This window comes from Streptomyces sp. CG4 (assembly GCF_041080655.1).
Taxonomy (GTDB): domain Bacteria; phylum Actinomycetota; class Actinomycetes; order Streptomycetales; family Streptomycetaceae; genus Streptomyces.
The window spans coordinates 6,155,700-6,168,369 of the sequence record NZ_CP163525.1; the positions used below are offsets into that span (position 1 = coordinate 6,155,700).

At 69.2% G+C, this 12,670-nt stretch carries 10 protein-coding genes; 2 read left to right on the forward strand and 8 right to left on the reverse strand.

What is annotated here, in order from left to right; all coding sequences use genetic code 11:
- Window positions 1–71: 71 nt before the first annotated feature.
- Entirely contained in the window at window positions 72–1,889 is a 1,818-nt protein-coding gene (gene glmS, locus AB5L52_RS28050) for a glutamine--fructose-6-phosphate transaminase (isomerizing) (RefSeq protein ID WP_351030992.1), read from the reverse strand.
- Window positions 1,890–1,908: 19 nt separating this feature from the next.
- Window positions 1,909–2,166: a hypothetical protein gene (locus AB5L52_RS28055; protein ID WP_351030994.1), complete on the reverse strand. Its 258-nt coding sequence runs from the start codon at window positions 2,164–2,166 to the stop codon at window positions 1,909–1,911.
- Window positions 2,167–2,333: 167 nt separating this feature from the next.
- On the opposite strand from AB5L52_RS28055, the gene AB5L52_RS28060 reads away from it, so the two are divergent.
- Complete coding sequence (locus tag AB5L52_RS28060) at window positions 2,334–3,899, forward strand: metallophosphoesterase family protein (RefSeq protein WP_351030996.1); 1,566 nt, start codon at window positions 2,334–2,336, stop codon at window positions 3,897–3,899.
- Between the two features lie 53 nt (window positions 3,900–3,952).
- Here the strand turns inward: AB5L52_RS28060 and AB5L52_RS28065 are convergent, their stop codons facing one another.
- Window positions 3,953–4,825, reverse strand: coding sequence for a DUF4429 domain-containing protein (locus AB5L52_RS28065; protein WP_351562982.1), 873 nt, complete (start codon window positions 4,823–4,825; stop codon window positions 3,953–3,955).
- A 62-nt stretch (window positions 4,826–4,887) separates the two neighbouring features.
- Here AB5L52_RS28065 and AB5L52_RS28070 point away from each other — a divergent pair, with 62 nt between their 5' ends.
- A complete protein-coding gene (locus AB5L52_RS28070; protein ID WP_369366893.1) occupies window positions 4,888–6,489 on the forward strand; it encodes a beta-N-acetylhexosaminidase in 1,602 nt (533 codons plus the stop codon).
- A gap of 69 nt (window positions 6,490–6,558) precedes the next feature.
- Here the strand turns inward: AB5L52_RS28070 and AB5L52_RS28075 are convergent, their stop codons facing one another.
- From AB5L52_RS28075 to AB5L52_RS28095, 5 genes are all read right to left on the reverse strand, one after another.
- Window positions 6,559–8,328 carry an IucA/IucC family siderophore biosynthesis protein gene (locus tag AB5L52_RS28075; RefSeq protein WP_369366895.1) on the reverse strand — a complete coding sequence of 590 codons (1,770 nt, stop codon included), beginning with the start codon at window positions 8,326–8,328 and terminating at the stop codon, window positions 6,559–6,561.
- On the reverse strand, window positions 8,325–8,873 hold the full coding sequence (locus tag AB5L52_RS28080; RefSeq protein ID WP_351031006.1) for a GNAT family N-acetyltransferase: 549 nt from the start codon (window positions 8,871–8,873) through the stop codon (window positions 8,325–8,327). Before AB5L52_RS28080 ends, AB5L52_RS28075 begins: the two co-directional genes overlap by 4 nt.
- Window positions 8,870–10,162 (reverse strand): lysine N(6)-hydroxylase/L-ornithine N(5)-oxygenase family protein, encoded by a 1,293-nt coding sequence (locus AB5L52_RS28085; RefSeq protein ID WP_369366897.1) that lies wholly within the window; start codon window positions 10,160–10,162, stop codon window positions 8,870–8,872. Before AB5L52_RS28085 ends, AB5L52_RS28080 begins: the two co-directional genes overlap by 4 nt.
- Complete coding sequence (desA, locus tag AB5L52_RS28090) at window positions 10,146–11,588, reverse strand: lysine decarboxylase DesA (RefSeq protein WP_369366899.1); 1,443 nt, start codon at window positions 11,586–11,588, stop codon at window positions 10,146–10,148. The genes AB5L52_RS28085 and desA overlap by 17 nt, the downstream gene beginning before the upstream one ends.
- 176 nt (window positions 11,589–11,764) lie before the next feature.
- Window positions 11,765–12,619 (reverse strand): siderophore-interacting protein, encoded by an 855-nt coding sequence (locus AB5L52_RS28095; protein WP_369366901.1) that lies wholly within the window; start codon window positions 12,617–12,619, stop codon window positions 11,765–11,767.
- Window positions 12,620–12,670 lie beyond the last annotated feature (51 nt).

A 12,670-nucleotide genomic window follows, 5' to 3' on the forward strand; every position in this document is an offset into this window, starting at 1 on the left:
GCCGCTCTCGCGGACGGGGTTGCTCGCCGCGGGGGTTGCTCAATTATCGCTTCGGTGGTCGGGTGGATTTCCTACTCCACCGTCACCGACTTGGCCAGGTTCCTCGGCTTGTCGATGTCCCGGCCCAGGGCCTTGGCCGTGTGGTAGGCGAGGAGCTGGAGCGGGATGCCCATCAGGATGGGGTCCAGCTCGTCCTCGTTCTTCGGGACGATGATCGTCTGGTCCGCCTTGTCCTGGTGCTGGTGGGCCACCGCGAGGATCTTGCCGCTGCGGGCCTTGATCTCCTCCAGGGCCGCGCGGTTCTTCTCCAGGAGGTCGTCGTCGGGGACGATCGCGACCGTCGGCAGGGCCGGCTCGATCAGGGCCAGCGGGCCGTGCTTCAGCTCGGAGGCGGGGTAGGCCTCGGCGTGGATGTAGGAGACCTCCTTGAGCTTCAGGGAGGCCTCGCGGGCCACCGGGTAGCCCCGGACGCGGCCGATGAAGAGCATCGAGCGGGCGTCGGCGTACAGCTCGGCCAGCTCCTTGATCTGCTCCTCCTGCTTGAGGATCTCGGTGATCTGGTCCGGCAGCTTGCGCAGGCCCTCGATGATCCGCTTGCCGTCGCGGACCGAGAGGTCACGGGTGCGGCCGAGGTGCAGGGCGAGGAGGGCGAAGGCGACCGTGGTGTTCGTGAAGCACTTGGTCGAGACCACGCAGACCTCGGGACCGGCGTGGACGTAGATCCCGGCGTCGGCCTCGCGGGCGATCGCCGAGCCCACCACGTTGACGACGCCGAAGACCCGCGCGCCCTTGCGCTTCAGCTCCTGGACGGCGGCGAGGACGTCGTACGTCTCACCGGACTGGGAGACGGCGACGTACAGGGTGTCGGGGTCGACGACCGCGTTGCGGTAGCGGAACTCCGAGGCCGGCTCGGCGTCGGCGGGGATGCGGGCCAGCTCCTCGATCATCTGGGCGCCGATCATGCCCGCGTGGTACGAGGTGCCGCAGCCGAGGATCTTCACGCGGCGGATCTGCCGGGCCTCGCGGGCATCCAGGTTGAGGCCGCCGAGGTGCACGGTGGAGAAGCGGTCGTCGATGCGGCCGCGCAGCACGCGGTCCACGGCGTCGGCCTGCTCGAAGATCTCCTTGTGCATGTAGGTGTCGTGGCCGCCCATGTCGTAGGAGGCGGCCTCCCACTCCACGGTGGTCGGCTCGGCCGCGGTGCGGGTGCCCTCGGTGGTGTAGGTGCGGAAGTCGTCGGCCTTGAGGGTGGCCATCTCGCCGTCGTCCAGCGTCACTATCTGCCGGGTGTGGGCGACCAGGGCGGCGATGTCCGAGGCGACGAACATCTCCTTCTCGCCGATGCCGAGGACCACCGGGGAGCCGTTGCGGGCCACCACGATGCGGTCGGAGAAGTCGGCGTGCATGACCGCGATGCCGTAGGTGCCCTCAACCACCCGGAGGGCCTCGCGGACCTTGTCCTCCAGCTTCTCGGCCGAGGAGCGGGCGATCAGGTGGGTGAGGACCTCGGTGTCGGTCTCGGAGAGGAACTCGACACCGTCCGTCTCCAGCTTGCGGCGCAGGTCGGCGGCGTTGTCGATGATGCCGTTGTGCACGACGGCGACCTTGCTGTCGGCCGACATGTGCGGGTGGGCGTTGACGTCGGAGGGGGCGCCGTGGGTGGCCCAGCGGGTGTGGGCGATACCGGTGGTGCCCTTGAAGCGCGCCGGGACCTTGGCCTCCAGGTCGCGCACCCGGCCCTTGGCCTTGACCATCTTCAGGCCGGGCGTCTTCGGGGAGGTGACGACGATGCCCGCGGAGTCGTAGCCGCGGTACTCCAGCCGCTGCAGGCCCTCCAGAAGGAGGGGGGCCACGTCACGCTTTCCGATGTATCCGACAATTCCGCACATATATAGGTATTCCGTATTCCTAGCCGTAGACGATGCGGCGCAGCTGCCTGAGCGTCAGCTCGGGCGGTGCCACCGCTCGGTAGTGCAGGTCCGCTCCGATCCGCTCGAAGATCTCCGCGTTCACCAGGCCCTGGGCCTGGAGCTCGCGGTGGCGGCGCCGGACGTAGGCTTCCGTCGACTCGTCGAAGTAGGCCAGCACGTCCTGGACCACCCGCAGTGCCTCGCCCCGGTTCAGGGGCGTGGACCGCGTCAGATGATCAACGAGTTCGTCGTGCACCCGGTAGATCCTGGGGTACCGGCGCGGGTTTCGCAAGAATCCTGCCCGATTTCGGGCAACCCCTTGGTGAGGGTCTCTCGTGGATCTCTGTTCTCCGGCTGTCCATCCTGTGTCTTGCGTCTCGTTGGAGATGTGGACCATTTTCAGACGCCATGGACATTCCTCGTATGGGAGTACCCGAGAAGCTGGCCGAGCGCATGAGCATGGCCGAGCAGCATGAGTACCTGCGCGCCAGATTCTCGCGGCGCACCATGATCAGGGGCGGCGCCGTCACGCTGGGCGCCGTCGCGGGTGGCGCGTTCGTGCCGGGCGCCACCGCCCAGGCGGCGGTGCCGACGCAGCGCACCGCCCCGGCCGCCGAGACGGTCGACGGCGCCCTCGTCGCCCCCTTCGGCCGCCACCTCGCCTACGGCAACGACCCGAGCAGGGAGATGACCGTCTCCTGGCAGGTCCCGGTTGCCGTGAAGAACCCGTTCATCCGGATCGGCGCCCACCCCTGGGACCTCTCCCGCAAGATCGAGGCCGAGGTCCGCAGCCTCTACACCCCGGCCGGCGTCGGCGCGAGCGGCGACCACACGCAGTACTACCTGCACGCCCAGCTCACCCATCTGCGCCCGGGCAGGACCTACTACTACGGCGTCGGCCACGAGGGCTTCGACCCGGCCGAGCGGCACCTGCTGGGCACCCTGGGCACCTTCACCACCGCTCCCGCCCGCAAGGCGCCGTTCACCTTCACCGCCTTCGGCGACGAGGGCGTGGGCTACCACGGCCTGGCCAACAACGCCCTGATCCTCGGCCAGAACCCGGCCTTCCACCTGCACGCCGGCGACATCGCCTACGGCGACCCGGCCGGCCAGGGCAAGTCCACCGACACCGGCTTCGACTCGCGCACCTGGGACCAGTTCCTGTACCAGACCGAGTCGGTCGCCAAGCAGGTCCCGTGGATGGTCTCGTACGGCAACCACGACATGGAGGCCTGGTACTCGCCCAACGGCTACGGCGGCGAGGAGGCCCGCTGGACCCTCCCGGACAACGGCCCGGACCCGAAGAACCTGCCCGGCGTCTACTCCTTCGTCTACGGCAACACCGCGGTCATCTCCCTGGACCCGAACGACATCTCCTTCGAGATCCCGGCGAACCTGGGCATATCCGGCGGTACCCAGACCAAGTGGTTCGAGGCTCAGCTGAAGAAGTTCCGGGCCTGCGACGACATCGACTTCGTCGTCGTGTTCTTCCACCACTGCGCGTACTGCACCTCCACCGCGCACGCCTCGGAGGGGGGCGTGCGCCAGGAGTGGGTGCCGCTGTTCGAGAAGTACCAGGTGGACCTGGTCATCAACGGCCACAACCACCAGTACGAGCGCACCGACGTCATCAAGGCCGGCGCCGTCACCAAGAAGCTCCCGATCGGCGGCACCGCCTACCCCGAGACCGAGGGTGTGGTCTACGTCACCGCCGGCGCGGCGGGTCGCAGCCTGTACGCGTTCAGTGCCCCGGACTCCTACGAGGGCCACGAGCACGAGGTCGACTCGGTCGCGTCCTTCATCAACACCAAGGACGGCAAGGTCAACGAGACCGTCACCTGGTCCCGGGTGCGCTACCTCAACTACTCCTTCCTGCGCGTGGACGTCACCCCCGCGCCGAAGGGCCGGCAGACCACGCTGACGGTGTCGGGCATCGCCGAGACCGGCGACCGCATCGACCACTTCACGGTGTCCCGCACGGCGAAGTAGTCACCGGTGTGCTCGGCAGGCGGGCGCACCCGGACGAGAGCCACAGGCGGTCCTCACAAGCGTTTGAGGACCGCCTGCTTGGCCAGCGCGAACTCCTCGGCCGTCAGGATCCCGTCGCGGTGCAGGTCGCCCAGCTCGCGCAGGCGGCGCAGCAGGGCGTCGTGGCCGTCCCCACCGTCTGCCTTGCCGAGCACCGGCGGATCCTGCCGTACCTCCTGCTCCGCCGCCGCGGGATGCGGCAGCCGCGCCTGTACGGCGGCCGCCACCAGGGCCATCAGCGGGTCCTTCTTGAAGCCCCACAGCTCGACCGCGTTCGGGTCGTACTTGGGCGGTGCCGTGACCGGGGCGCCGCGCACCAGGAAGCGCAGATGGCCGTTCTCCAGCCCGGCCGCGGGCTGCCACTCCACGCCGAGGACGTCGGCGAGAGGGATCGTGCGAGGGCCGCCGGCGGCCTTGGCGTCCTCGGTCTTCCAGTTCCACTCCAGCCGCAACCGTTCCCCGTCGAAGCCCGCCGTGCCGTCCCCGGCGGAGGCGGACACCGGCAGTGCGGGTCCCGGCAGCAGATACTCGGCGACCGGATCCGGTGAAACCCCGTCCAGCAGCAGCGCGTTGCGCACCTCGTCCGCGAAGTACTCGGCGACGCCGTACCGGTCGGACTCCACCGCCAGCTGGTACGGGTCGTTCGGTTCGGCGAGCCGGCCGCCGGTGGCCTGGGTCAGCGGATCGGCGCCGTCGCGCAGCCGCAGCCGCAGCCGCCCCGACTTTCTCCCCTGCTCGAAGGAGATACCGGCCAACGCACCCAGGGGAACGACGAGTTCGCCCAGCTCCCGGCGGAGGGGGCTCACGTTCTTGTCCCGGCCCGGGGTGAGCCGCAGGGCGTCACCCTCGAAGGTCCAGGTGCCGTCCTTCTGGATGATTTCTGCCATGGAGGGATTGTTTCATCGGATCTGCGGGAGAGTGGTCTCGACCACGTTTGAAGGGAGCGCATGTGAGACGGAACCACAGCAAGACTCCCCGAACACCGAGCATTCTGGGATCGCTGCTGCTCGTCGCGGCGGCCGGCGTCTTCACCCTCGGTGCGGCCCCCGCCGCACACGCCGCGGCCGCGACACCTCTGGACCAGGTCGTCCCGGCCCCCGCCTCGGTCGCACCCGGCGGGCTGCCGTACCGCATCACCCGTGCGACCGGGGTCCGTGTCGACGACTCCGCCGAGGTACGCCGCATCGGCGGCTACCTCACCGGCATCCTGCGGCCCGCCACCGGCTACCCGCTGCCGCTCACCGACCACGGCACCGGCGGCATCCGGCTCCACCTCGCCCGGGGCGACTTCGGTGCCGAGGGGTACCGGCTGCACAGTGACGCGGGCGGTGTCACCCTCACCGCGAGCGCCCCCGCCGGCCTCTTCCACGGCGTCCAGACGCTGCGTCAGCTCCTCCCGGCCGCCATCGAGAAGAAGACCGTGCAGAGCGGCCCCTGGCAGATCGCCGGCGGCACCATCGAGGACCGCCCCCGCTACTCCTACCGGGGCGCCATGCTGGACGTCTCCCGGCACTTCTTCACCGTCGCCCAGGTCAAGCGGTACATCGACCAGCTGGCGATGTACAAGATCAACGAGCTGCACCTGCACCTCAGCGACGACCAGGGCTGGCGCATCGCCATAGACTCCTGGCCGCGTCTCGCCGACTACGGCGGCTCCACCGAGGTCGGCGGCGGCAAGGGCGGCTTCTACACCAAGGCGGACTACCGGGAGATCGTCCGTTACGCGGCCTCCCGCTATCTGGAGGTCGTCCCCGAGATCGACATGCCCGGCCACTCCAACGCGGCCCTCGCCTCCTACGCCCAGCTCAACTGCAACGGCCAGGCACCCCCGCTGTACACCGGCACGGAGGTCGGCTTCAGCTCGCTGTGCGTGCCCAAGCAGGCGACGTACGACTTCGTGGACGACGTCATCCGTGAGCTGGCCGCCCTCACCCCCGGCCGCTACCTCCACGTAGGAGGTGACGAGGCCCACTCCACCAGCCACACCGACTACGTGACCTTCATGGACCGGGTACAGCCCATCGTGGCCAAGTACGGCAAGACGGTCATCGGCTGGCACCAGCTCACCGGCGCCCACCCGGTCAAGGGGGCCGTCGCCCAGTACTGGGGCCTGGACAGCACCAGCGCGGCCGACAAGGCCCAGGTCGCCAAGGCCGCCCAGAACGGCACCGGGCTGATCCTGTCCCCGGCCGACCGCATCTACCTCGACATGAAGTACACCAAGGACACCAAGCTGGGCCTGGACTGGGCGGGCCTGGTCGAGGTGCAGCGGTCGTACGACTGGAATCCGGGCGCCTATCTGCCCGGCGCTCCGGCCTCCGCCGTCCGGGGTGTGGAGGCGCCCCTGTGGTCGGAGACCCTGAAGACGAACGCCGACATCGACTACATGGCGTTCCCGCGCCTGCCGGGCGCCGCCGAACTGGGCTGGTCCCCGGCGGCCACACACGACTGGAACGCTTACAAGGTCCGGCTGGCCGCCCAGGCCCCACGCTGGGACGCCCTCGGAATCGGCTACTACAAGTCGCCGCAGGTCCCCTGGCCGACCAGCTGACCACGACCAGCCGCCCCCTGCGGACGGGCACCCCGGAGGACCGTACTCCGGGGTGCCCGTCGGTCCGGATCAGAACCCCGCGATGGGATTTTTCAGGGTTCCGACCAGCTGGAGGGCGCTCGACGGGTCTGCCAGGTCCACCATCTGCCGGTTGTCGCGCAGCTGGAGCCGGTTGAGGCAGGACAGGGCGAACTCGGGGGCGAACATGTCGTACTGCCGGAATTTGTGGGCGAGTTCGGGGTTCGCGTCCTGGTACGCGCGGGTGACCTCCGCGACCGTGCGCCAGAAGTCGTCCTCGGCCAGGATCCCCTCGGCGGCGAGATGCGCGGCGAGGAAGCGGAAGAAGCAGTCGAAGACGTCCGTGAAGATGGACAGCAGCTTCGTGTCCTCGGGGACCTCGACCCGGATCCGGCGGACCTCCGGCGGAAGTACGGCGTCCGGGTCCATCACCACGATCTCCTCGGCGATGTCCTTGTAGACCGCCCGTCGTACGACCCCGTCCTCCAGCACCAGGATGACGTTCTCACCGTGCGGCATGAAGGCGAGGTCGTAGGCGTAGAAGCTGTGCAGGAGGGGTGTGTAGTACGCCCGGAGGTACTGCCGTAGCCATTCCACCGGCGTGAGACCGGACCGCTCGATCAGCGCGCCCGCGAAGGAGGCGCCGGCGTGGTCGACGTGCAGCAGGGAGGCCATGGTCGCGAGGGACTCGCCGTCCCGCAGCGAGGGCACCGGGCTCTCCCGCCACAGCGCGGCCAGCATCTTGCGGTACGGCGAGTAGCGGTCGGTGGCCTGCTCGTACTCCAGGTGCCGGTAGCCGACGGCCGCCCGCTCGCGGATGATCGTCAGGCCCGTCGCCTTCAGCACCGGGTCGTTCTCGATCAGCTGGGCCAGCCAGTCGTTGATGGCGGGCGTCGCCTCCATGTAGGCGGCCGAAAGACCGCGCATGAAGCCCATGTTGAGCACGGACAGGGCCGTCTTCACATAGTGCTTCTCCGGGTGGGAGGAGTTGAAGAAGGTCCGGATGGACTGCTGGGCCAGATACTCGTCGCCGCCCTCGCCGAGGCAGACCAGGTGCCGGCGGGCCACCTCGGCCGCGAAGGTGACGGAGAGCTTGTTCCACCACTGCCAGGGGTGGACCGGGATGAGGAGATAGTCGGCCGGGTCGAGGTCCTGCTCGGTGAGCGTGGCGCGGAAACGGTCCAGCGTCTTCTCGCCCAGCTCCTCCCGCAGGAACTCCTCGTACTCGATCCCGGCGCCCGCCGTGAACGCGGCCCGGGAGCGGTGCGCGGCCAGCCACACCAGCCGGACGGGGCTCGCGGTCTCCGGGGCGTACGACAGGTACTCGTGGATGCCGAACCCGAGCCGCCCGTTGTTCGCGACGAAGCAGGGGTGGCCCTCGGTCATCCCGGTCTCGATCGCCTGGAAGCCGCTGCCCGCCAGCTCCGCGGAGGTGATGCGGGGCTTGGTGAGCTTGTAGCAGGTGCCGGACAGGGTGGAGGAGATCTCCTCCAGATAGACCGGCAGGATCTCGTCGCTCAGGCCCAGGGACGTCTTCAGTTCGATGAAGAAGTCCAGGGCGGCGAGCGGGAGTTCGTCGCCCGCGCGGTGCCGGGTGAGGGAGTCGGTCTCGATCTGCCAGTGGTCGAGGGCGCGCCGGACGGCGGAGAAGCGGTAGGAGGTCAGTCCGTCGTCACTGCGGACGACGTACCCGTCACCGTCCTGCTCGGGCGTGATCAGGCGCTCGTGGGCGAACTCCGCGAGCGCCTTGCGTATCAGCAGCCGGTTGGCCCTCGCCCAGCGCTCGGGGGACAGATGGGCCACGGCGTCGGCGGGGCTCATGCGGCCACCCCCGTCGCGGCGACGAACCGCTCACGCGTGCAGAAGCTCAGCAGCGCCGTCTTCTCCGGCTTCTGGATCTCCCGCTCGGGCACGAACCCGACCGCCTCGTTCAGGGCGTGTACGGCCTGGTTGCGCACGTCCGGCTCGACGACGACCCGCAGGGTCGCCGGATCCTCGAAGAGGTGGGCCATGACGGCGGTGATGACGGACCTGGTGAACCCGTGCACGGGCGTGTCGGTCGCCGGGGTGAGGAAGTGCATGCCGATGTCCCCGGGCTGTGCCTCGTACAGGCCGACCAGCTCGCGGTGCGCCGGGTCGTACTGCTCCACGAGGAAAGCGGGTTCGCCGTCCCGCAGCCCGAGCAGCGCGTGCTGGTGCGGGTCGGCCGCGATCTCCATGTACGCGCGCTCGACGTCCTCCAGTTTCGCGTCCTGCATCATCCAGAAGGCCGCCTTGGGGTGGGTGACCCAGGAGTGCAGAAGCTCGGCGTCCCGCAGCGGATCCACGGCACGGAAGGTGAAGGTCATGCGGGTCATACGCGTCATACGGCGAACTCCTGGAACGCGATGGTCTTCTCGACCGGGTAGTACTCGGTGCCGAGCAGCTCGCGGATGATGTACGAGTTGCGGTACGCGCCCATGCCCAGGTCGGGGCTGGTGATGCTGTGGGTGTGGACGCCGGCGTTCTGCAGGAAGACGCCGCGGCCCGTGACGTCGACGGCGTAGTTGCGGGCGACGTCGAAGCGGCCGTGGCCGTCGAAGAGCAGCCGGTCGCGGATCGGGGCGAGGAAGGCCGGCGGCTCGTAGTGGTAGCCGGTGGCCAGCAGCAGGCCCTCGGTGCCGATCTCGAAGTCCTTGTCCTGCTCGTCCTGGTGGAAGCCGAGGGTGTAGCCGCCGTCGGCGTCGTAACGGGCGCTCGTCAAGCTGGAGTTGGTGAGCAGCCGCGTGGGGACCGGACGGTCGCCGCTGGTGACGTTCTTCTGGTAGAGCAGGTCGAAGATCGAGTCGATCAGATCCGAGTTGATGCCCTTGAACAGGCCCTTCTGCTGCTTCTCCAGCCGGTAGCGGGTCTCCTCGGGCAGCGCGCGGAAGTAGTCGACGTAGTCCGGGGACGTCATCTCCAGGGTCAGCTTGGTGTACTCCAGCGGGAAGAACCTCGGGGAGCGGGTGACCCAGTTGAGCTGGTAGCCGTAGGAGTCGATCTCGGCGAGCAGCTCGTGGTAGATCTCGGCCGCGCTCTGGCCGCTGCCGACGATCGTGATGGACTTCTTCGCCTGCAGCTCCGCCTTGCGGTGCATGTACTGGGAGTTGTGCACGAAGTCGCCGCCGAGCCCCCGGCAGGCCTCGGGGACGAAGGGGACCGTGCCGGTGCCGAGGACCAGACGCCGGCCGCGGTACGTCTCCCCGCGCTCGGTGCGGACGACGTACAGCTCGTCCTCGTCCTCGTACGTCACCTCGGTGACGGTCGTGTTGAACCGGACGCTGCTCAGCCGGCCCGCCGCCCAGCGGCAGTAGTCGTCGTACTCGACCCGCAGCGGATAGAAGTTCTCGCGGATGTAGAACGAGTACAGTCTGCCTTTCTCCTTCAGGTAGTTGAGGAAGGAGTACGGCGAGGTCGGGTCGGCGAGGGTGACCAGGTCCGACATGAACGGGGTCTGCAGATGGGCGCCGTCCAGGAACATTCCGGCGTGCCACTCGAAGTCCGGCTTGGCGTCGAGGAAGACGCCGTCGAGGCCGTCGATGGGCTCGGTCAGGCAGGCGAGGCCGAGGTTGAAGGGGCCGAGCCCGATCCCCACGAAGTCATGGGTGCGGCTGGCTTCAGGAAGCGCGGTCAAGGGACTCTCCCAGATACTGCTCGGCGTGGCCGGCGATCAGATCGAGGACGGCGGCGATGTCGGCCGGCGTGGTCTCGGGGTTGAGCAGGGTGAACTTCAGGTAGTGGCGGCCGCCGACCTTGGTGCCCGCGACCACGGCGTCGCCGGAGGCGAACAGGGCCTTGCGGGCGTACAGGTTGGCGCGGTCGATCGCGGCCGGGTCGGTGACGGCCGCCGGGATGTAGCGGAAGACCAGGGTGGACAGGGTGGGTTCGACGACGACGTCGAAGCGGGGGTCGGCGGCGAGCAGCCGCCAGCCCTCGGCCGCCAGGTCGCAGACCTCGTCGAAGAGCGCGCCGATGCCGTCGGCGCCCATCACCCGCAGTGTCATCCAGAGCTTGAGGGCGTCGAAGCGGCGGGTGGTCTGCAGGGACTTGTCGACCTGGTTGGGGATTCGTTCCTGCACCATGCGGCGCGGGTTGAGGTACTCGGCGTGGTAGGTGGCGTGGCACAGGGTGGCCGCGTCCCGGACCAGGAGAGCGGACGAACTCACCGGCTGGAAGAAGGACTTGTGGTAGTCGACCGTGACCGAGTCGGCGCGCTCGATGCCTGCGAGCCGGTCCCGGTACTTCAGGGAGGCCAGCAGTCCGCAGCCGTAGGCCGCGTCGACGTGCATCCACACGCCGAACTGCGCGCACAGCTCGGCGATCTCCGGGAGCGGGTCGATGGAGCCGAAGTCGGTGGTGCCGGCGGTGGCGACGACCGCCATGGGGACGAGGCCGTCCCGCGCGCAGCGCTCCAGCTCGCGGGCGAGGGCGACGGTCTGCAGCCGCTTGTCGTGGTCGACGGGGAGGGCGACCACGGACTCCTGCCCGAGGCCGAGCAGTTTCGCGGACTTCTTCACGCTGAAGTGGCTGACCTCGGAGGCGAAGATGCGCAGTTTCGCGAGCGAGTCCGTCTTGGCCTCCTCCCTCGCGAGGAGCAGCGCCTGGAGGTTGGACTGGGTGCCGCCGGAGGTGAACACGCCGTCGGCGGCGGGCCCGAGGCCGATCCGGGCGGTCGTCCAGTCGATGAGCTTGCGCTCGATGAGGGTGCCGCCGGCCGACTGGTCCCAGGTGTCGAGGGAGGAGTTGACCGCGGAGAGCACGGCCTCGCCGAGCACCGCCGGGATGACCACCGGGCAGTTGAGGTGGGCGAGATAGCGGGGGTGGTGGAAGTAGACCGCGTCCTTCAGATAGACGTCCTCCAGCTCGTCCAGGACGGCGGCGGTGTCGCCGAGCGGCCGGTCCAGGTCGATGGCGTCGACGCAAGGGGTGAGGGCGTCGACGGTGATGCCGGTGAACGGACGTTCGGTGGTGGCGAGTTTGGCCGCCACCCGCTCGACTCCTTCGGTCACGGAGCTGCGGTAGTGCTCCGTGGTGAGGCCATTGAGCAGGTGCGAACGCATGTGGGGGTCCTCCGAGGGGACAGTCCGTGCGGGGTTTGAACGGGTTCGGGTGTGAACGGCTTGGGGTGTGAACCGCTTCGGGCGTGAACGGGTTCCTCGTTCAACTAAGGTTAGCCTAACCTAAGTTTTCTGGATCAAGGCATGCGTCACCCGTGAGCGGTGTCACGCCCGGGGAGCTACTCCGCGGCCCGCAGCTGTTCCTCGGTCATCCCCTGCCGCCAGTACCCGACGAAGGTCACCCGCCGCCGGTCGACCCCGCGCTCACCGACGAAGTGCCGCCGCAGCGCCTTCACTTGCCCCGACTCGCCCGCGATCCATACGTACGGCCGCTCGGCGAGGGGCAGTCGCGCGGCCCGTACGGCGTCGACGGCCATGGGGGCGCCGTCGTGCCGTACGCGCCACGTGATCTCCGCGTCCGCGTCCGTGGCGATGTCCTGGATGTCGCCGGCCTGCGGCACCTCCAGCCAGGCGTGCACGCGGGTGCCGGCCGGCAGGGATTCCAGGATCGAGGTCGCGGCCGGTACGGCGGTCTCGTCGCCCCACAGCACGACGAGGTCGGTGTCCTCGGGCGGGCGGAAGCGGATCGCGCGGTTGTCGGCGAGCGCGGGTCCGAGCAGCAGGACGCGGTCGCCGGGAGTGGCCCGGGAGGCCCAGCGGGAGGCGGGGCCGGCGACGGCGGACGTACCGGGCTCGACGCCGTGCAGTACGAAGTCGATGTCGATCTCGGTCGTGTGGCCCAGGGCGTCCCGGCGCAGGGCGCGCAGCGTGTACGAGCGCATCACCGCCCGTATGTCGTCCGGCAGTTCCCGCCAGCCCTGCCACCAGCCGTCACCCAGCTCCAGCGGGACGACGGGCTCGGGCTGGCCCGGGTGCGGCAGGAACAGCGACAGGGACTGGTCGCGCCCGTCGGAGTGGAAGTCCCGCAGTTCGGCGCCGCCGAAGGTGAGTCGGACGAGAGACGGCCCCAGCCGCCTCGTCCGTACGACCTGCAGAGCGAAGAACCGGAACGGGGCGGCTACGGCCGTCGTCATGGGTGACTCCTGAAGGGGGGGTGGGATTCAGGACTTTTCCGTGCGGGAGGG

Excerpts from the sequence above, each read along its gene's own strand:
- glmS (WP_351030992.1), bottom strand. The coding sequence starts at position 1,889 with ATGTGCGGAATTGTCGGATACATCGGAAAGCGTGACGTGGCCCCCCTC.
- AB5L52_RS28060 (WP_351030996.1), top strand. The coding sequence starts at position 2,334 with ATGGGAGTACCCGAGAAGCTGGCCGAGCGCATGAGCATGGCCGAGCAG.
- AB5L52_RS28065 (WP_351562982.1), bottom strand. The coding sequence starts at position 4,825 with ATGGCAGAAATCATCCAGAAGGACGGCACCTGGACCTTCGAGGGTGAC.
- AB5L52_RS28075 (WP_369366895.1), bottom strand. The coding sequence starts at position 8,328 with ATGAGCCCCGCCGACGCCGTGGCCCATCTGTCCCCCGAGCGCTGGGCG.
- AB5L52_RS28080 (WP_351031006.1), bottom strand. The coding sequence starts at position 8,873 with ATGACGCGTATGACCCGCATGACCTTCACCTTCCGTGCCGTGGATCCG.
- desA (WP_369366899.1), bottom strand. The coding sequence starts at position 11,588 with ATGCGTTCGCACCTGCTCAATGGCCTCACCACGGAGCACTACCGCAGC.
- AB5L52_RS28095 (WP_369366901.1), bottom strand. The coding sequence starts at position 12,619 with ATGACGACGGCCGTAGCCGCCCCGTTCCGGTTCTTCGCTCTGCAGGTC.